The sequence below is a fragment of the Halomonas dongshanensis genome (assembly GCF_024790395.1).
In the GTDB taxonomy this organism is placed as follows: domain Bacteria; phylum Pseudomonadota; class Gammaproteobacteria; order Pseudomonadales; family Halomonadaceae; genus Vreelandella; species Vreelandella dongshanensis.
In genome coordinates this window covers 125,214-143,325 of sequence record NZ_JAJISC010000007.1, presented here as the reverse complement: position 1 = coordinate 143,325, position 18,112 = coordinate 125,214, and the positions used below count along the sequence as shown (strand labels likewise).

At 59.1% G+C, this 18,112-nt stretch carries 18 protein-coding genes; 14 read left to right on the top strand and 4 right to left on the bottom strand.

Translation table 11 applies throughout. The features are described from left to right. Positions 1 to 29 precede the first annotated feature (29 nt). The gene (locus LLY24_RS15145) at positions 30 to 1,271 is read left to right on the top strand and encodes an NAD(P)/FAD-dependent oxidoreductase (RefSeq protein ID WP_259037137.1); all 1,242 of its coding nucleotides are present in this window, start codon (positions 30 to 32) and stop codon (positions 1,269 to 1,271) included. Between the two features lie 65 nt (positions 1,272 to 1,336). Here LLY24_RS15145 and LLY24_RS15140 read toward each other — a convergent pair whose 3' ends face one another. Next, a complete protein-coding gene (locus LLY24_RS15140) occupies positions 1,337 to 1,792 on the bottom strand; it encodes a DUF2335 domain-containing protein (RefSeq protein ID WP_259037136.1) in 456 nt (151 codons plus the stop codon). Next, on the bottom strand, positions 1,761 to 1,958 hold the full coding sequence (locus LLY24_RS15135) for a hypothetical protein (RefSeq protein ID WP_259037135.1): 198 nt from the start codon (positions 1,956 to 1,958) through the stop codon (positions 1,761 to 1,763). Before LLY24_RS15135 ends, LLY24_RS15140 begins: the two co-directional genes overlap by 32 nt. A 230-nt stretch (positions 1,959 to 2,188) precedes the next feature. Between LLY24_RS15135 and LLY24_RS15130 the strand changes: the two genes are divergently transcribed. Both LLY24_RS15130 and LLY24_RS15125 read left to right on the top strand, forming a co-directional pair. Further along, positions 2,189 to 3,778 carry a peptide chain release factor 3 gene (locus LLY24_RS15130; RefSeq protein WP_259037134.1) on the top strand — a complete coding sequence of 530 codons (1,590 nt, stop codon included), beginning with the start codon at positions 2,189 to 2,191 and terminating at the stop codon, positions 3,776 to 3,778. Positions 3,779 to 3,802: 24 nt separating this feature from the next. After that, the gene (locus LLY24_RS15125; RefSeq protein WP_259037133.1) at positions 3,803 to 4,567 is read left to right on the top strand and encodes a TatD family hydrolase; all 765 of its coding nucleotides are present in this window, start codon (positions 3,803 to 3,805) and stop codon (positions 4,565 to 4,567) included. Between the two features lie 21 nt (positions 4,568 to 4,588). Here the strand turns inward: LLY24_RS15125 and ygfZ are convergent, their stop codons facing one another. Next, positions 4,589 to 5,557: a CAF17-like 4Fe-4S cluster assembly/insertion protein YgfZ gene (gene ygfZ / locus LLY24_RS15120; protein ID WP_259037132.1), complete on the bottom strand. Its 969-nt coding sequence runs from the start codon at positions 5,555 to 5,557 to the stop codon at positions 4,589 to 4,591. Positions 5,558 to 5,725: 168 nt separating this feature from the next. Between ygfZ and LLY24_RS15115 the strand changes: the two genes are divergently transcribed. The 9 genes from LLY24_RS15115 to yccX all read left to right on the top strand — a co-directional run bounded on the left by LLY24_RS15115 (position 5,726) and on the right by yccX (position 14,854). Next, complete coding sequence (locus LLY24_RS15115; protein ID WP_259037131.1) at positions 5,726 to 5,923, top strand: hypothetical protein; 198 nt, start codon at positions 5,726 to 5,728, stop codon at positions 5,921 to 5,923. Beyond that, entirely contained in the window at positions 5,920 to 6,357 is a 438-nt protein-coding gene (locus LLY24_RS15110) for an OsmC family protein (RefSeq protein WP_259037130.1), read from the top strand. Before LLY24_RS15115 ends, LLY24_RS15110 begins: the two co-directional genes overlap by 4 nt. Further along, positions 6,354 to 8,378, top strand: a complete 2,025-nt coding sequence (gene uvrB, locus LLY24_RS15105) for an excinuclease ABC subunit UvrB (RefSeq protein WP_259037129.1) — start codon at positions 6,354 to 6,356, stop codon at positions 8,376 to 8,378. Before LLY24_RS15110 ends, uvrB begins: the two co-directional genes overlap by 4 nt. Positions 8,379 to 8,436: 58 nt before the next feature. Beyond that, on the top strand, positions 8,437 to 9,264 hold the full coding sequence (nei, locus tag LLY24_RS15100; RefSeq protein WP_259037128.1) for an endonuclease VIII: 828 nt from the start codon (positions 8,437 to 8,439) through the stop codon (positions 9,262 to 9,264). Between the two features lie 170 nt (positions 9,265 to 9,434). Beyond that, positions 9,435 to 10,940 (top strand): fumarate hydratase, encoded by a 1,506-nt coding sequence (locus LLY24_RS15095; RefSeq protein ID WP_259037127.1) that lies wholly within the window; start codon positions 9,435 to 9,437, stop codon positions 10,938 to 10,940. 144 nt (positions 10,941 to 11,084) lie between these two features. After that, a complete protein-coding gene (gene cls / locus LLY24_RS15090; protein WP_259037126.1) occupies positions 11,085 to 12,503 on the top strand; it encodes a cardiolipin synthase in 1,419 nt (472 codons plus the stop codon). Between the two features lie 70 nt (positions 12,504 to 12,573). Beyond that, on the top strand, positions 12,574 to 13,488 hold the full coding sequence (locus tag LLY24_RS15085; protein WP_259037125.1) for a LysR family transcriptional regulator: 915 nt from the start codon (positions 12,574 to 12,576) through the stop codon (positions 13,486 to 13,488). Between the two features lie 127 nt (positions 13,489 to 13,615). After that, positions 13,616 to 14,542, top strand: a complete 927-nt coding sequence (locus LLY24_RS15080) for a YihY/virulence factor BrkB family protein (RefSeq protein WP_259037124.1) — start codon at positions 13,616 to 13,618, stop codon at positions 14,540 to 14,542. A 36-nt stretch (positions 14,543 to 14,578) separates the two neighbouring features. Then, the gene (gene yccX, locus LLY24_RS15075) at positions 14,579 to 14,854 is read left to right on the top strand and encodes an acylphosphatase (protein WP_259037123.1); all 276 of its coding nucleotides are present in this window, start codon (positions 14,579 to 14,581) and stop codon (positions 14,852 to 14,854) included. 1 nt (position 14,855) lies between these two features. Here the strand turns inward: yccX and LLY24_RS15070 are convergent, their stop codons facing one another. Beyond that, positions 14,856 to 15,785 carry a D-2-hydroxyacid dehydrogenase gene (locus tag LLY24_RS15070; RefSeq protein ID WP_259037122.1) on the bottom strand — a complete coding sequence of 310 codons (930 nt, stop codon included), beginning with the start codon at positions 15,783 to 15,785 and terminating at the stop codon, positions 14,856 to 14,858. Positions 15,786 to 15,999: 214 nt separating this feature from the next. Here LLY24_RS15070 and LLY24_RS15065 point away from each other — a divergent pair, with 214 nt between their 5' ends. Then, positions 16,000 to 16,269, top strand: coding sequence for an FmdB family zinc ribbon protein (locus LLY24_RS15065; protein ID WP_259037121.1), 270 nt, complete (start codon positions 16,000 to 16,002; stop codon positions 16,267 to 16,269). Between the two features lie 60 nt (positions 16,270 to 16,329). Next, positions 16,330 to 18,111: an aspartate--tRNA ligase gene (gene aspS / locus LLY24_RS15060; protein ID WP_259037120.1), complete on the top strand. Its 1,782-nt coding sequence runs from the start codon at positions 16,330 to 16,332 to the stop codon at positions 18,109 to 18,111. Position 18,112 lies beyond the last annotated feature (1 nt).

Genomic DNA, 18,112 nt, shown 5'->3' with positions numbered 1-18,112 from the left:
GTGTGTTCACGGTGGTAGGAGAGGCTGAGATGGCGCGTCAAACGGTAGTACTGGGAGCGGGCATGGTTGGGGTGAGCATTGCCTGGCACCTGCAGCAGCGGGGCGAAGCGGTCACCTTGATCGACCGTCGGCAGCCCGGCCGTGAAACTTCCTTCGGCAATGCCGGGATCATCCAGCGCGAAGCGGTACGGCCGTATCCTTTCCCGCGTGACGTCAAGACGATCTTGAGCGTGCTGCCCAACCGGCGCGTGGATATTCGCTATCGTCCTGCGGGAATGGTCAATGCCGCCTCTCCGCTGCTGAGCTACTGGCACCATTCGGGCGGGCGCCACTATCGTAAGATCGTGCCTGAGTATGCCTCACTGATTCAGCTTTGCCTCAAAGCTCATGGGCCGATGATCGAAGCGGCCAAGGCCGACCACCTCGTGCGTCGTGAGGGCTGGCTCGAGATTTACCGTACCCAAGAGCGCCTGGATAAACGCGTCAAGGAGGCCAACGAGGCACGCGACCTCTATGGCGTGCAGTTCAACGTACTCGACCGCCAAGGCGTCGAGGCCAAAGAGCCCAATTTGGGTAAAGAGATCATTGGCGCCATCCACTGGCTCGACCCCTGGACAGTCGCTGATCCGGGAGCGCTGGTAGCTGCTTACGCCGATGCTTTCGTCGCTGCCGGTGGGCGTATTCTGCAAAGCGATATCCATGCCCTCGAGCAGGATGGCGAGGGTTGGCAAGTACAAACCGCCGAGGGTGCTCAGCCAGCCGATCAGGTCGTCGTTGCTTTGGGGCCCTGGTCGGGCGAATGGCTCAAGGCGCTCGGCTACGATTTCCCCACCTTCGTCAAGCGCGGCTACCATATGCACTACTCGACGCAGCCTGACACCAAGCTGCATAACTGGTTAATGGATGCCGAGGTGGGGTATCTGCTGGCGCCAATGAACGCAGGAGTGCGCCTGACCACCGGCGCCGAGCTCGACCGTTTGGACGCGCCTGCCGACGAGCATCAGCTCGCCGCCGCCGAAAACGTCGCCCGTTCGATCTTTCCGCTCGATGAGCGGCGCGACCCGAAAGCCTGGAAGGGCGCTCGCCCTTGCTTGCCCGATATGAAACCGGTCATCGGCCCGGCGCCCAACCACAAAGGGCTCTGGCTCGCCTTCGGCCACGGCCACCAGGGCTTTACCCTGGGCCCCGCAACCGGACAGCTCCTCGCCGACATGATGGACGGCGCCCCCACCGAGATCGACATGCGCCCCTTCCGCGCTGATCGTTTCTAGAATTTAGCTAGCCCTATACGCAAGAAGCGCCTCATCAGGCGCTTCTTGCGTTGTGGTGGTAAATTCTACTGCTTACTGCGCACCTTAATGAACACGGTGGCAACAGCAGCGACGCCGCCTAGGCCAAGTACTGAGGCTGCTATCTCGTGCCCATGAAGTCCGAGAGTGGTGGTGACGCCCAAAAAAGTAAGGCCAAGAATAAAGCCCATCCACTGCCCGCGGCGTATTTCTTGGATGTTCGCATCCTGAGTGCGGATATTGGAATCGGCGATGCGTAGGTTCGCTTCGTTTTCTTGGGTTTCCTGTATATGTCGATGGCGCTGTTGCTGCTCCGCCATAGTCAAGATGCGGTCTGCCGCGCCCGGGGTGATCGATTCATAGCGCTCCATCTCAGCTGAAGGAGGGAGCGGGCCTGAGTAGGTGACGCTCCTGGCTTCTAGCGAGCGAGGCCGCTTGTCGGTTTCCGAGCGCTGAAGGTCTGGAGAAAATTCAGTGGTGCGGGAGCTGTTGCTGTCGTCCATAGCGTTCCATTGCCATCTGCATATCTTGTCCAACTTTCAGAAAATCGCTCTGCATGGCCGCTGCGTCGTTGCCGTTATGTGTAAACGTGATGGGCTCTATTAATTTCCTTTTACGCGGAAAGATGCTGATTGAGCTGGCAGCTTTTACGTAGTCGATGAGTTTCATGATGCACCTCATAATCTTCATGCTCTCAAAATAACGCATTTAGCTATGAATTAGATAGGGGGAGCAAAAGATCTCTCTGCTCGTGTGCAATATCGTCTGCACTAGGGAAGTGGGAATGAACATAGCACCGAATGCGCCGTAACGTTACAATCTCGCCCACTTCGAATCCCTAGCCAATAGCAAGCGCACGCTTGGATGCATGGCTGAGTACCTAGTTTAGCTGAGGCAAGATGAAAGACGCGCAATTGGCCCAAGAGGCCGAGCTTCGACGCACCTTTGCGATCATCTCTCACCCCGATGCGGGTAAGACCACGATTACCGAGAAGATGCTGCTGTTTGGGAATGCCATTCAGCTAGCGGGGTCGGTGAAGAGCAAGCGTAACGACCGTCACGCGACCTCGGACTGGATGAAGATGGAGCAGGAGCGGGGGATCTCGGTGACGACCTCGGTGATGCAGTTTCCCTACGGTGGCCGCATCGTCAACCTGCTGGATACGCCTGGGCACGAGGACTTCTCCGAAGACACCTACCGCACGCTTACGGCCGTCGACTCTGCGCTGATGGTGATCGATGGCGCCAAGGGCGTCGAGGACCGTACCGTCAAACTGATGGAAGTGTGTCGTCTGCGTACCACGCCGATTCTCACCTTCATCAACAAGATGGACCGCGACATTCGTGACCCCATCGAGGTGATGGATGAAGTCGAAACGGTGCTCAACATCCAGTGCGCGCCGATGACCTGGCCGATTGGCATGGGTCGTCACTTCAAGGGCGTTTATCACCTCTACAATGATGTACTTCACCTCTACACCCAGGGGCAGGGTAACCGCATTCCCGACGACAAGCGCATCGAGGGCCTCGACAACCCCGAGGTCGACCGCGTGCTTGGCGAAGAGGCCGCCGAGGAGCTGCGCATGGAAGTCGAGCTGGTGCGCGGCGCTTCTCACGAATTCGATCTGGAAAGCTACCGTCGCGGTGAGCTAACGCCGGTCTACTTCGGTACGGCCATGGGTAACTTCGGCGTGCGCGAGATGCTCGATGGTTTCGTCGAATACGCGCCGCCGCCTCAGCCGCGTGAAACCGATACCCGCGAGGTGCCTGCCCAGGACGAGCGCTTTACCGGCTTCGTCTTCAAGATTCAGGCCAATATGGACCCGAATCACCGCGACCGCATCGCCTTTTTACGGGTTTGCTCGGGAAAATACGAAAAGAACATGAAGATGCGTCACGTGCGGATTGGCAAAGACGTCAAGATCGCCGACGCCTTGACCTTCATGGCGTCGGATCGCGCCCATGTGGAAGAGGCATGGCCGGGCGACATCATCGGCCTGCACAACCACGGCACCATCCAGATCGGCGATACCTTCACTCAGGGCGAGGACATGCGCTTCACCGGCATTCCTCACTTTGCCCCAGAGCTATTCAAGCGCGTGCGCCTGAAAGACCCGCTGAAAATGAAGGCACTGCAAAAAGGTCTGCAGCAGCTCTCAGAAGAGGGGGCGACCCAGGTGTTCATGCCGATGGACAACAATGATCTGATCCTGGGCGCCGTGGGTACGCTGCAGTTTGATGTTGTTGCCCACCGCCTGAAGGAGGAGTACAAGGTCGACTGTATCTACGAAGGGGTGAACGTTCAGACCGCTCGCTGGGTCTACTGCGACGATGCCAAGATGCTCGAAGAGTTCAAGCGTAAGGCCAGCACCAACCTCGCCATCGACGGCGGTGGCTACCTGACCTACATTGCTCCTACGCGGGTCAATCTGCAGATGACCCAAGAGCGTTGGCCCGATGTACGCTTCCAGCCCACGCGGGAGCACTAACAAGGCGCTCTTGAGGAGGCTCCTGTGCTGATCGACGCCCACTGCCATCTCGACTTTTCCGACTTCGATGCCGACCGTGAGGCGGTCATCGAGGCGGCGAGAAAAGTGGGCGTTGGTCACTTCGTCGTGCCGGGTACCCAGCGCGCGCACTGGAAGCGCGTGCTGGCGCTGGGGGAGCGACGCGACGTTAGCGTGGCCTTGGGGCTACATCCTTACTTCATCGATGCCCATCGTGATGCCGACCTCGATGCGCTGGCAGAAATGCTCGACGCGCACCCCGACGTGGTCGGGCTTGGCGAGTGCGGTATCGATGCGCGCTTCGATGACACCCTCTCACGCCAATGGCACTACTTCGAGTCCCAGCTAGCGCTAGCCAAACGCTTCAACCTTCCTATCGTCGTCCACTGCGTGCAGGCTAATGATCAAGTTGCCAAGTGCTTGAAGGAGGCAGACCTGCCTGCGCGGGGATTGATTCATGCCTTTGCGGGCTCGGCTCAGCAGGCGCAGCGCTTCATCGAACTTGGCTACGTGCTGGGTTTTGGCGGAGTGACGACGTTTGCGCGGGCCAAGCGGGTGCACGAGGCGGTGCGTGCGGTGCCCGACGACAGTTTCGTGCTCGAAACCGATAGCCCTGATATGCCGCTAGCGGGGTACCAGGGGCAGCGCAACGAACCTAGCCGCGTTGCGCTGGTGGCGCGCCATATCGCCATTCTACGTGGCGTCGATGAAGTAGCCGTGGCACGCCAAACGAGCCAAACGGCCGAGCTCCTGTTCGGCCTTAAGCCTTAGCCTTAATTAAATAGCGCAGCCTTACGACAGCACCTGCGCCGTGCGCTCCTTGATCGCGGCGGCAATCAGCTCCGGGTCGCGGCGCTCGATGGCGTAGGGTAGGGGCAGTAGCGTTACCGCCGCGCCTTCCAGTGCGAGCGCTTCATTAGCCTCAATCGCTTTAGTGCTCATGACCGCGAGAAGATCGACCGTACCTTCGGTGTTTTTAGCTGCAGCGACCACGTCGCCTACGCTTTTGTCGTTGGCATCGGTGACGCTGCTGCCTAGCGCTGGGATTTCGTTGCGATCCAGGCGGGCCCGAGCGAGGCGTTTTTTCACCTGGCCGCGAAAATGCGCGCGGGCCACCACTTCTTGGCCGGTATAGCAGCCTTTCTTGAAGCTTACGCCGCCCAGCGCCTCCCAATTGAACATCTGGGGCAGAAACTGGTCTGACTGTTCACCCTCAAGCCAAGCCAACCCCGCCTCGATATCGGCCAACTGCCACGCGGCGACATCGGCGCCCAGCGTCGTTGCAGCAAGATCATCTGACGGAAGGCAAAGCAGCAGGCGCTCGCCGGGAAGGGCGACGGCGAAGCGTTCATCATCAATGTTGTGCTGCTCCCAATCGGCGAGTGCGGAGAGTGCTAATTCGGAAGTAATGGCGCTAACGTCACTGCCCATGACGCCGACCAAGGCGATGCCGTTCTCGATGCTCAGTTCGGTTTTATAGAAAGCGGCGAATTTCTTGAGGTGCTGGGCCAAGGGTTCGGCCAGCGTACGGCTCAAGGCCAAGCGAAGATGATCATCTCCCACTTTCATCATTAAGGCGTTGGCCAGCATGCGTCCCTTGGGAGTGCAGAAGCAGGTGAGCGGGGCAAAGCGACCATCGGCGAGGTTGACCTGAGCGCTGGTCTGGCCTTGAAGAAACTTGGCCGCATCGGGGCCCTTGATATCCAGCGCGGCCAAGTGGTCGAGCGTTGCCGAGGCGTTCAGGGAGGCAGGCAGTGCCATACGGTCATCTCCTTATGTAAGCGTTGGTGACGTTAAGGCCAGTCTACCATGCGCAAGCAAGCTGCATAGCCGCTCCTGGGTGAAGCGGGGCGCTAGCCGTTAGCGTGCTAGACTGGAGGGTCGAAACCCCATTCGGCGAAGACGCCGAACCCGCACGAGGAGCACAGCATGGCCTATCAATCACTCACGTTTAGCGGCGTCGACAATGCCGACCAGGTCAATGCGATCACTACGGCACTGATGATGGTCGACGGCGTTGAAAGCGCCGAGGTCGGGCGTCACGGCGCCGAGGTAGAAGGGCGCGCATCACGCGACAAACTGATCAAAGCGGTGGCGGCGCTTAAACTCAAGGTGAAGGTGTCATGAGCCGCGCGCCGATCAGCGTCGTCACCGAAGCGGCGGGCGGCTATCGCCAGCGCGTTCAGGTGCCGGGGCGCGAGGAGTTCTTCGTCGACGTACCCAAGGCGCTTGGTGGTGAGGGAAGTGCGCCGGATCCTCACGATTACTTCGATGCTGCCATTGCTTCCTGCAAGGCAATCACCGTACAGATGTATGCGGCGCGCAAGGGCTGGCCGCTCGAGCGCGTCGAAGTCGCCATTAGCCGTGACGACAGCCAGGAGCCCCAGGGCCACTACCGGCTCGACGTCGTCTTGACCTTGCATGGCATCGAAGACGAGACCCAGCGCCAGCGACTGCTCGAAATAAGCCATCGCTGCCCCGTACATCGCTTGGTGACCGCTGCCGAGATCGATGTGCATACCGCGCTGAACCCCCATACCGCGTCCACGGAGAGACGATGAGCAAAGCGTTTCGACTGCAATCCAAGTTCGAGCCGGCCGGTGACCAGCCTACGGCGATAAAATCGCTGATCGGAGGGCTCGAATCAGGGCTCGCCCATCAAACGCTGCTTGGGGTAACCGGGTCGGGCAAGACGTTTACGATGGCCAATGTGGTCGAGTCGCTGCAGCGCCCGACCATCGTCATGGCGCCCAACAAAACGCTTGCAGCCCAGCTCTACGGCGAGTTCAAGGCGTTTTTTCCCGACAACGCGGTCGAGTATTTCGTCTCCTACTACGACTACTATCAGCCCGAGGCCTATGTGCCGTCGTCGGACACCTTCATCGAGAAGGACGCTTCGATCAATGACCATATCGAGCAGATGCGTCTCTCGGCCACCAAAGCGCTGTTAGAGCGGCGTGATGCGCTGATCGTGGTATCGGTCTCGGCGATCTACGGCTTGGGGGATCCTGACCAGTACCTCAAGATGCGCTTGCACTTTACGCGTGGCGAGCTGATCGACCAGCGCAGCTTCCTGCGCCGTTTGGCCGAGCTGCAGTACACGCGTAACGACATGGATTTTCGCCGCGGCACCTACCGGGTACGCGGTGACGTCATCGATATCTTCCCCGCCGATGCCGAAGACGAAGCGGTGCGCGTGGAGTTATTCGACAACGAAATCGACTCCATCCGCCTGTTCGATCCGCTCACCGGCGACATTCGCGCTCAGGTGCCGCGGATGACGATCTACCCCAAGAGCCACTACGTTACCCCGCGCGAAACGATCCTGGGTGCCATTGACGCCATTAAGGCAGAACTCAAGGAACGGTTGGAGTGGCTGCGTAAGAACGATCGTCTGGTCGAGGCTCAGCGCCTGGAACAGCGCACGCTATACGATATCGAAATGATGCTGGAGCTTGGCTACTGCAACGGCATCGAAAACTACTCGCGCTATCTTTCCGGGCGTAATCCCGGCCAAGCGCCGCCGACCTTCTTCGACTACTTGCCCGACGATGCACTGCTGTTCATCGACGAGTCCCACGTCAGCGTGCCCCAGGTGGGCGGCATGTACAAAGGCGACCGCTCGCGTAAAGAGACGCTGGTCGAGTACGGCTTCCGTCTGCCATCGGCGCTGGATAACCGGCCAATGAAGTTCGAAGAGTGGGAGTCGATCTGCCCGCAGACGATCTTCGTCTCCGCGACCCCCGGGCCTTACGAGGCCGAGCACGCGGGCCAGGTGGTCGAGCAGGTAGTTCGGCCAACCGGCCTGCTCGACCCTGAGCTCGAAGTGCGCCCGGCCACCACTCAGGTGGATGATCTTCTTTCCGAGATTCGTCTGCGCACCGAAGCAGGCGAGCGTGTACTCGTTACCGTTTTGACCAAGCGCATGGCCGAAGACCTGACCGAGTACCTCGACGAGCACGACGTGCGCGTGCGCTATCTGCACTCGGACATCGATACGGTCGAGCGGGTGGAGATCATTCGCGACTTGCGTTTGGGCAAGTTCGACGTGCTGGTAGGCATCAACTTACTACGCGAAGGGCTCGATATTCCCGAAGTGTCTTTGGTGGCAATTCTGGACGCCGACAAAGAGGGCTTTCTGCGCGCTGAGCGTTCGCTCATTCAGACCATTGGTCGCGCGGCGCGTAACGCCAACGGCAAGGCGATTCTTTACGCCGACCGCATCACCGACTCGATGCGTCGCGCGATGGAAGAGACCGAGCGGCGTCGGGCCAAGCAGCAGGAGCACAACGAGAAACACGGTATCGTCCCACGGACGGTGACGCGCTCGGTGGCAGATATCATGGAAGCCGCGCAGGCGCCGGGTAAAAAAGCCACGCGCAAGCGGGGTAGCGAGCGCAAAGTGGCCGATCGCGAGGGTATTTACGACGTTACCCAGATGAGCCCACAGGAGCTGCAAAATGCCATTGCCAAGCTCGAAGACGGCATGTTCGAAGCGGCACAAAACCTCGAATTCGAGGAAGCCGCCCGCCTGCGCGACCAGCTCAGCCAGTTAAAGGAGCGACAGCTGGCGCTGGGATGAAAGACGAGTTCAAGGACGATGGCCGCAACGATATATCAGCCATAACAAGGAGCGTTACATGCCCGAAGGCCCAGAGATCCGCCGCGCGGCGGATCGTATCGAGCGTCAGCTCAATGGGAAGCCGCTCGAAGCAGTGTGGTTTGCCTTTGCCGAGCTTTCGCCTCACGCAGAAAGCCTGCTTGGCAGGCACGTAGAGCGCGTGGAGACGCGAGGCAAAGCCATGCTGATCCGCTTCGATGATGGGCACGTGCTCTATTCGCACAACCAACTCTATGGCGTCTGGAAACTGCATAAAGCCGACGCGCTGCCCGATACCCAGCGCTCGCTGCGCGTGCGCCTCGTGGCCGAGGGCAGGGCAGCAAGCCTATATAGCGCCTCCGATGTGTCGCTGTGGCAGGCCGAGGATATCGACACTCACCCTTTTTTGGCCCGCTTAGGGCCTGATCTGTTGAGCGAGGGCCTCACCCCCACGCAAGTACGTGAACGCCTGTTGCTGCCGCGTTTTCGCCGCCGCCGTTTGGGTGGATTATTGCTCGATCAAGGGCTCGTCGCGGGGTTGGGGAACTACCTACGCTCCGAGATTCTGTTTTTCGCCGAGCTGCATCCCAACCTAACGCCGGCATCGCTCGATGCCGCTCAGCTTGAGCGCCTTTCCCACGCTATCGTTTCCTTGACCCAGCGTGCCTATCGACAAGCGGGGGTGACCAACGATGAGACCTGGGTGGCCCAGGCTCAAGCGGCCGGAGAAGCGCGACGACAGTGGCGCTTTGCGGTTTTCGACCGGGCAGGACTTGCTTGCCACCGCTGTGCCAGCGTGATCGAACGCCTCATGGTAGGCTCCCGGCGCCTCTACCTCTGTCCGAAATGCCAATCAGCCACATTATAGTTTTATACCGTTATCTTTGATTTTTAAAAAACATCCCATACTAAACGGAAATGTGTGAGGTCAATGTTTGCGAAGGAGGGATACAGTATACTCGTGGGCGCAAATTCAGCCGCAAAATACTCGCCTAGGGGCTTTGCGGCGGTGATAAAACGATAACCCAGGAGCAGTTCATGACCGTGATTCGCCAGGACGACGTGATCCAAAGCGTCGCCGATGCCCTGCAGTACATCTCGTATTACCACCCTAAAGATTTCATCGACGCCATGGCCGCTGCCTACGAGCGCGAAGAAAATCCCGCCGCAAAAGATGCCATTGCCCAGATTTTGATCAACTCACGCATGTGCGCCACTGGCCATCGGCCCATCTGTCAGGATACCGGTATCGTCACCGTCTTCGTTCATGTCGGCATGAACGTGACCTGGGACGCCGAGATGAGCCTCGACGATATGGTCAACGAAGGCGTGCGTCGGGCGTATTTGAATCCTGACAACGTGTTGCGCGCCTCGGTGCTGGCAGACCCCGACGGCAAGCGCCAAAACACCAAGGACAATACGCCAGCGATCATTCATCATAAGCTGGTTCCGGGCGATAAGGTCGATATCCACGTTGCTGCGAAGGGTGGCGGTAGCGAGGCCAAGTCGAAATTTGCCATGCTCAATCCTTCCGATAACGTGGTCGACTGGGTGCTCGAACAGCTGCCCAAGATGGGCGCTGGCTGGTGCCCGCCCGGCATGCTGGGCATCGGCATTGGCGGCACGGCGGAAAAAGCCATGGAGATCGCTAAAGAGGCGCTGCTCGATCCTATCGATATCCAGGAGCTGCAGGCGCGCGGCGCGAGTAACCGCGCCGAAGAGCTGCGCTTGGAGCTGTTCGACAAGGTCAATAAGAGCGGTATTGGCGCTCAGGGCCTTGGCGGCTTGACCACGGTGCTCGATATCAAGGTCAAGGACTACCCGACCCACGCCGCCAACAAGCCGGTAGCTATCATCCCCAACTGCGCGGCGACGCGTCACGCGCACTTCACCCTCGACGGTTCCGGCCCCGCTGCTCTGGCACCGCCGAAGCTCGAAGACTGGCCGGAAATCACCCGCGAAGTGGGTGAAAACGTCAAACGCGTGAACCTCGATACCATTACGCCGGAAGACGTCAAAAGCTGGCAGCCGGGCGATACCTTGCTGCTCAACGGGAAGCTGCTCACCGGCCGCGATGCGGCGCACAAGCGCATGGTCGATATGCTGGCCAAGGGCGAGCCGCTGCCGGTCGATCTCAAAGGGCGTTTTATCTACTACGTCGGCCCGGTCGATCCCGTCGGCAATGAAGTCGTAGGGCCAGCGGGTCCCACCACGGCAACGCGCATGGACAAGTTCACTCGCACCATGCTTGAAGAGACCGGCCTGCTAGGTATGGTCGGCAAGGCAGAGCGCGGCCAGGCAGCCATCGACGCCATCCGCGACAACCAGGCGGTTTATCTGATGGCAGTGGGCGGCTCGGCCTATCTGGTGGCTCAGGCGATCAAGAAATCCCGCGTCGTGGGCTTCGAGGATTTGGGCATGGAGGCGATCTACGAGTTCGAAGTAGAGGACATGCCGGTCACCGTGGCGGTGGATACCCAAGGCACCTCGGTGCATCAGACCGGTCCTGCCAAGTGGAAAGAGATCATCGCTGAGATGGCCTAAGACACTGGCTTAGATAACAGGCTTCGATTCCAGGCACTGTTAATACAGCGCTAGGCCCCGCATTGGCGGGGCCTTTTTCGTTGAGCAACCTGATACACTGTGGGCCGATCAACACGCGCCATTTTAAAAGATAAGGATAGCTTTATGGCCTCATGGTTGTTGGGTGTGGGCTTTATGACGTTGCACCTGCTGGGGATTTTGTCGGCCATCATGGCACTCATGTCCAGCCGTACCTCCCAGGGCGCCGTTGCCTGGATCATTTCACTATTGACCTTTCCTTATCTGGCGGTGCCTGCCTACTGGCTCTTCGGGCGCCCGCGTTTTTATGGTTACGTCTCGGCACGCGGAGAGCGCGATACGGTATTGCGCCGCGTTTTGGCCCGCTACCGCGCCGATAGCATGCCATATGTAGCCCAAAACCAGGGGCCTGACGTACACACCGTTGAGCAACTTGCCATGATGCCGCTGACGCGCGGCAATCGCGCCTCGCTTCTGATCGACGGCGAGGCGACCTTCGAAAGTCTCTTTGCGGGCATCGACAGCGCTCAGGACTACGTTCTTCTGCAGTTTTTCATCGTCCGTGACGACGCTTTAGGGCAACGCTTACAGCAGCATCTCAAAAGCGCCGCGCAGCGAGGAGTGCGGGTCTACTTTCTGTATGACGAAGTTGGCAGCCGTAAGCTTGGGGATGGCTTTTTGAGCGAGCTGAGCGATGCAGGTGTCGACGTCAGCGCCTTTCGTTCATCACGCGGGTTCAAGCATCGCTTTCAGCTCAATTTCCGTAACCATCGCAAGGTGGCAGTGGTGGATGGCTACCAGGGGTGGCTTGGCGGTTTCAATGTGGGCGTCGAGTACCTGGGGCAAAACAAGCGCCACGGTCCTTGGCGGGATACGCACCTGAAACTGGAAGGACCGAGCGTGCTCGGGCTGCAGGAGGCCTTCTGGGAAGATTGGCACTGGGCTACCGATAGCGTGCTCAGCCTGACCTGGAAGCCTAAAGGCGTGCACCAGGAAAACCATCACGTCGTGGTGGTGCCCTCGGGACCGGCCGATCGCCAGGATACGGCGAGCCTGCTGGTTCAGCACATGATTCATAATGCCAAGGAGCGCCTTTGGGTGACGAGCCCCTATTTCGTGCCCGACCAAGGCGTGCAAGATGCGCTGCGCCTAGCGGCCATGCGCGGCGTCGACGTACGCGTGATGATGCCCGAGCGTCCAGACCACCTGCTAGTGTTTCTCTCGGCGTTTTCGTTTCTGCCCGATATGCTTCGAGCCGGTGTTAAAATATACCGTTATCTTCCCGGATTCCTCCACCAAAAAGTGATCTTGATCGATAGTGAAGCCGCCACCGTGGGTACGGTAAATTTGGATAACCGTTCGTTTAGGCTCAACTTCGAGGTAACGGCGTTCGTGCCTAGCCGCACCTTCGCCAGCGACGTTCATGCCATGCTGGAAAAAGATTTTGCCCAGTGCCGTCGGGTGACGCTCGATGAGATCAGCCAACGACCGCTATGGAAAAAAGTGATATCACGCGCGGCTTATCTGACCTCACCGATTCAGTGAGCGGCTAGACGCGTCGTATTGTAACGCGCTGAACACCACACGAAGGTCAGCGCGTTTAAGGAGTAGTTAGGTGAACCTCGAGACCAAGTGGCTGGAAGATTTCGTCGCCCTGGCCAATACCCATAGCTTCTCGGCGTCGGCGCGCCAACGCCATGTAACCCAGCCTGCGTTCAGCCGCCGTATACGCGCTTTGGAACAAGCTCTGGGGGTAACATTGGTCGATCGCACCACGACCCCTATTGGCCTGACACCAGAAGGCCAGCTCTTCTTGGTCACGGCGCGTAACTTGGTCGATCAGCTCAACGAGTCATTGAGCCACCTGCGTGGGCTTTCGATTGCCAACGAAGCGCTGGATATCGTGGCAGCACACTCATTGGCGTTGAGCTTCTTTCCGCCGTGGATTTCGCGCCTACAAAAAGGCGTCGGAGAGTTACCAACGCGCTTGAATGCGATGAACGTAGGGGAGGCCATTCATGTGCTGCGCGAAGGCAACTGCGATTTGATGCTGGCCTACTACGATCCTTTCGCCACGATGCAGCTCGATCCTGAACTGTTTCCCTCGTTCTCCATTGCGCAGGTAAAAATGTTGCCCGTCTCGCTGCCCAACGTCGATGGTTCGCCGCGCTTTTCGTTGGAGGATGAGTCGATACCCTATTTGAGCTACACCCAAGGCGCCTTTCTTGGCCGTAGCGTCGGTATGCTGCTAAAAAACGAGCCGCTACGCTTGAGGCTGCGTACGGTCTATGAAACCGCCATGGCCGAAGGCTTGAAGGGGATGGTGCTACAGGGAGTGGGGTTGGCCTGGATTCCCGATTTCTGCATTCGCGACGAGCTCAAATCAAAAAAACTCGTTCGCGCGGGCGGTGAGGGCTGGGACATTCCGCTGGAAATTCGCCTTTACCGCTGCTCGCTGGTGCACAAACCTGGGGTCGAGCGGCTATGGCGTCAAATGATGAAGCTGCCCCGAGACTTCTTGCAAGGATAGACGGTCGCCTAGCGCTGATGCGATCTCATCGCATTACGTCTGCGAACCGGCGCCAGGTTGAGTATGCTGGAAAGGATAACCACATAGAGGCAACGCCGTTGCCGACTACGATCGCTAGGGAATATTTATGATCAAACGTATGGCCATGTTTTGGGTGGGGGTATTTAAAGAAGCGGTCTCGCTGTGGCTCGAGCGTAACGCCTTCAGCTATGCCGGGTCGCTGGCGTTCTATACGCTGTTTTCGCTGGCTCCCACCATCATCATTGCGGTGACCGTGATTGGCATCGTGCTAGGGGAAGACGCAGCCCAAGGCCAAATCGTGGCGCAGCTGGCGGATACCATCGGCACCGATGCTGCCACGGCCATCGAGCAGGCCGTCTCGCAGTCCCGTATTCAGGAGTCGGGGCTGATGCCTACGTTGATCGGCTTCGGTACGCTGCTGATCGGTGCGACCACCGTCTTCGCGCAGATGCAGTTCTCGCTCAATACCATCTGGGGCGTGGTCGCCAAACCGACCAGCAACAGTATTTTTATTTTTCTCAAGGGCCGTTTGCTATCTCTCACCGTGGTGCTGGCAATCGGCTTTATTTTGTTGGTATCCCTGGTGCTCGGGGTGGCGCTACGTTCGATACTGGCCAGCGCCAACGATATGGTGCCTTACATGAGCGTGCTCTCGGCGTGGCTCGAATCGCTAACGTCTTTTGGCGTCGTGCTGCTGCTGTTTGCCACCATCTTTAAAGTCCTGCCGGATGTCGAGCTGAAATGGCAAGACGTCTTTTTAGGCGCCGTGGTCACAGCGCTCTTGTTCACCATCGGGCGCAACGTCATCGCCGTCTACTTGGCCTATACCGCGACAGCGTCCACCTACGGCGCGGCAGGCTCGATCGTGATGATTCTACTTTGGGTCTATTACAGCTCGCTGATTCTGCTCTTCGGTGCGGCCTTCACTCGTTCACTGCTGCTGCGCCGTGGCCGTCCGCTGGTTCCGCGTAACAGCGCCGTGCTGGTCAAGCAGGAACTGCTGCGCCGCGATGGCCAGGTTTATGAGCGCTAAACGCCGCGAATACGACGATAGTGCAAGGAGGGTAAGATGCCAGATCAATGTGTGCGTGCCTGGGTGACCGGCAAAGTTCAGGGCGTGGGTTATCGACGCAGTATGCAGTCGCAGGCGCTAACGCTTGGTGTGACCGGCTACGCGCACAATTTGCCCGATGGCCGAGTAGAGGCGCTGATGTGCGGCCCTGCCGAGTCGATCGTCAAATTGTGCGAATGGTTACGTCAAGGGCCACCCAACGCGCACGTCACCCACGTGGATATCGAAGTGGTGGATGACGTGCACGTACCGGATCACTTTTCGACGCGCTGAATCAGGCGCTACGAATATTCTCAGCCGTGAGTTTGATGATGTTTTGACGCGCTTCCGGTGTGATCCAAGCGTTATGCGGGGTCACGATAAGGTTCAGCGGCTCGCTCAAGGCATCCAGCAGCGCATGGCCATCGCGCGGTGGCTCGCTGGGCAGAACATCCACTGCGAGCCCGCCAAGCTTGCCCGCGCGCAGGGCATCGAGTGCGGCGTTTTCATCGATGATGCCGCCGCGGGCGCAGTTGACCAGCAGTAGCGATGGCTTGGCGCGTGCCAGGCGTTCGCCATTGATCAGGTGCTTGGTGAAGTCGTTGAGCGGGCAGTGCAGGCTGATCACGTCGGCTTTATCCATAAGGCTATCCAGCGAAGGGCGCTGGTCGTCCGCCTCACCGCCTGGGCGCGCGGTGAAGGTCACGTGCATGCCGAAGGCGGTGGCCAAACGCGCCACTTCGGAGCCGAGCTCGCCGCTTCCCACCATAACCAAATGCTTGCCCGAGAGCTGCAGCGTAGGGTGATCCTGCAGGCAGAAGAAGGGGCTCTGCTGCCACGCGCCGCTGGCAACCTCGCGCTGATAGAGCGGCAGCCGGTTGGCCAAGGTTAGCATCAGCATGAGGGTATGCTGCGAAACGCTGGCGGTGCCGTAAGCGGTGACGTTCTTGACGACAATACCAAGCGCCTTGGCGGCGTCGAGGTCGACGTTATTGAGCCCTGTTGCCATGACGCATACCAAACGTAGATCGGGTAGGGCGCCTAGCGTCTCGGCATCGAGCACTACCTTGTTGACCAGTGCGATCTGAGCGCCGTGTAGACGTTCACGTGCCTGCGCCGTGGTGCTTTGATCGAAAGTCTCGAGAGTGGTGACCACGGCCTCGATGGGGCTTAGGTCGATGTTCGGGCCCATGCTTTGGGCATCCAGCATTACCGCGTGGGTCATGGCAGCGTTTCCTTGTATCGCTTGATCGTCTTATCGTGATGGCATGTCGGCAGCGGTCAATAGTCGCTTAACCTTGCTCGGCAGGGGTGACAAAAGGGTATAATGACGCCGCTCGAACCAGCGCCGTCTTGGAATTTATCTTGCTTGGCCACATATTGGCAGCATCGCATTTGTCGATCTTTGCTTTGGAATGAGCTTTTTAGGAGTCATCAACATGCCTATCTATGAATATGAGTGCAAGGCTTGTGGCCATCGCATGGAAAAACTGCAGAAAATCAGTGCCGAGCCACTGAGCGAATGCCCCGCCTGTGAGACATCGGCGCTCGAGCGCCTGGTATCCGCCGCGGGTTTTCGTCTGGCGGGCGGCGGCTGGTACGAAACCGATTTCAAAACCGGCAGCAAGAAGAACCTCGTTGCCGATGGTAAAAGCTCGGCCAGCGATGCCAAGAGTGACACGCCAAAGAAAAAGGACACCGCGGCTTAAGCGGCGGTGCATGGGTAGCACGCTACCCTCTATTTGCCACGTAACAGAACAGGATTTGACATGCGCAGCCATTATTGCGGCCAGCTCAACGAAACATTGGTAGATCAGACGGTCACCGTCTGCGGATGGGTGCACCGCCGTCGTGACCACGGTGGCGTGATCTTCCTCGATCTGCGCGACCGTGACGGTATCGCGCAGTGTGTCGTGGATCCCGATACCGCCGAGGCGTTCGCCAATGCCGACCGCGCCCGCAGTGAATACGTTCTGCGCATTACCGGCCGCGTGCGTTTGCGCCCCGAAGGCACCCAGAACGCCAACATGCCGACCGGCATGATCGAGCTTTTGGGCAAGGAAGTGGAAATCCTTAACGCTGCGGCCACGCCGCCGTTCCAGCTCGATGAGCACGGTAAGGTGGGCGAAGAAGTTCGCCTCAAGCACCGCTATATCGACCTGCGTCGTCCTGAAATGATCGAGAAGCTGCGCCTGCGTTCGCGCATTTCGCACAGCGTACGGGCGTTTTTAGAGAACGAAGGCTTCCTCGACATCGAAACGCCCGTGCTCACGCGTGCTACGCCAGAAGGCGCGCGCGATTACTTGGTACCGAGCCGTACTCATGCCGGTAGCTTCTTTGCTCTGCCGCAGTCGCCGCAGCTTTTCAAGCAGCTGCTGATGGTGGCGGGCTTCGACCGCTACTATCAAATCGCCAAGTGCTTCCGCGATGAGGATCTGCGCGCCGACCGTCAGCCCGAGTTCACCCAGATCGACATCGAAGCCTCGTTCGTCGAAGAGAATGACATCATGGCCATCACCGAGGCCATGATTCGTCAGCTTTTCCAGGAAGTGCTCGACGTCGAGCTGCCGACGTTCCCGCGCATGACCTGGCAAGAAGCCATGGATCGCTTTGGTTCCGACAAGCCCGATCTGCGTATTCCCCTCGAGCTCACCGATGTCGACGATCTGATGCAGCAGGTCGACTTCAAGGTCTTCTCTGGCCCGGCCCATGCCGACGATGGCCGCGTTGCCGCGCTGAAAGTGCCTAACGGCGCGACGCTTTCGCGCAAAGAGATCGACGAATACACCAAGTTCGTAGGCATCTACGGCGCCAAGGGCCTGGCTTGGATCAAGGTCAACGAGCGTGCCAAGGGCCTTGAGGGACTGCAGTCGCCCATCGTCAAGTTCATGGAGAACGTGGTCGAAGAGCTGCTCGATCGCGTCGATGCCAAAGATGGCGACATCATCTTCTTCGGTGCCGACAAGACACGTATCGTCAACGAGGCGATCGGTGCGCTGCGCGTCAAGCTGGGTGCCGACCTTGACCTTTACACTGCGCCCTGGGCGCCGCTGTGGGTCGTCGACTTCCCCATGTTCGAAGCTGACGACAACGGCCGCCTGAGCCCGCTGCACCACCCGTTCACCGCGCCTTCGTGCTCGCCGGAAGAGCTCAAAGCCGATCCTGCCAAGGCACTCTCGCGCGCCTACGACATGGTGCTCAATGGCACCGAGCTTGGCGGCGGCTCTATCCGTATTCACGATCAGACCATGCAGAGCACCGTGTTCGATATTCTCGGCATCGGTGAAGAGGAGGCGCAAGAGAAGTTCGGCTTCCTGCTCGACGCCCTGCAGTACGGCGCGCCGCCTCACGGTGGGCTGGCCTTTGGTCTGGACCGCTTGGTCATGCTGATGGCCGGTGCCAAGACCATTCGTGAAGTGATCGCCTTCCCCAAAACCCAAAGCGCGGCCTGCTTGATGACCGACGCCCCGGGCGAGGTGAGCGCCGATCAGCTCAAGGAGCTGAACATTCGTCTGCGGCAGAAGGCGCAAGCCGACGCTGCTAGCGAGTAAG

Bases quoted from the DNA above. Each gene is read 5' to 3' on its own strand.
- LLY24_RS15145 (WP_259037137.1), top strand. From the start codon at position 30: ATGGCGCGTCAAACGGTAGTACTGGGAGCGGGCATGGTTGGGGTGAGC.
- LLY24_RS15140 (WP_259037136.1), bottom strand. From the start codon at position 1,792: ATGGACGACAGCAACAGCTCCCGCACCACTGAATTTTCTCCAGACCTT.
- LLY24_RS15135 (WP_259037135.1), bottom strand. From the start codon at position 1,958: ATGAAACTCATCGACTACGTAAAAGCTGCCAGCTCAATCAGCATCTTT.
- LLY24_RS15130 (WP_259037134.1), top strand. From the start codon at position 2,189: ATGAAAGACGCGCAATTGGCCCAAGAGGCCGAGCTTCGACGCACCTTT.
- ygfZ (WP_259037132.1), bottom strand. From the start codon at position 5,557: ATGGCACTGCCTGCCTCCCTGAACGCCTCGGCAACGCTCGACCACTTG.
- LLY24_RS15115 (WP_259037131.1), top strand. From the start codon at position 5,726: ATGGCCTATCAATCACTCACGTTTAGCGGCGTCGACAATGCCGACCAG.
- LLY24_RS15110 (WP_259037130.1), top strand. From the start codon at position 5,920: ATGAGCCGCGCGCCGATCAGCGTCGTCACCGAAGCGGCGGGCGGCTAT.
- uvrB (WP_259037129.1), top strand. From the start codon at position 6,354: ATGAGCAAAGCGTTTCGACTGCAATCCAAGTTCGAGCCGGCCGGTGAC.
- nei (WP_259037128.1), top strand. From the start codon at position 8,437: ATGCCCGAAGGCCCAGAGATCCGCCGCGCGGCGGATCGTATCGAGCGT.
- LLY24_RS15095 (WP_259037127.1), top strand. From the start codon at position 9,435: ATGACCGTGATTCGCCAGGACGACGTGATCCAAAGCGTCGCCGATGCC.
- cls (WP_259037126.1), top strand. From the start codon at position 11,085: ATGGCCTCATGGTTGTTGGGTGTGGGCTTTATGACGTTGCACCTGCTG.
- LLY24_RS15080 (WP_259037124.1), top strand. From the start codon at position 13,616: ATGATCAAACGTATGGCCATGTTTTGGGTGGGGGTATTTAAAGAAGCG.
- yccX (WP_259037123.1), top strand. From the start codon at position 14,579: ATGCCAGATCAATGTGTGCGTGCCTGGGTGACCGGCAAAGTTCAGGGC.
- LLY24_RS15070 (WP_259037122.1), bottom strand. From the start codon at position 15,785: ATGACCCACGCGGTAATGCTGGATGCCCAAAGCATGGGCCCGAACATC.
- LLY24_RS15065 (WP_259037121.1), top strand. From the start codon at position 16,000: ATGCCTATCTATGAATATGAGTGCAAGGCTTGTGGCCATCGCATGGAA.
- aspS (WP_259037120.1), top strand. From the start codon at position 16,330: ATGCGCAGCCATTATTGCGGCCAGCTCAACGAAACATTGGTAGATCAG.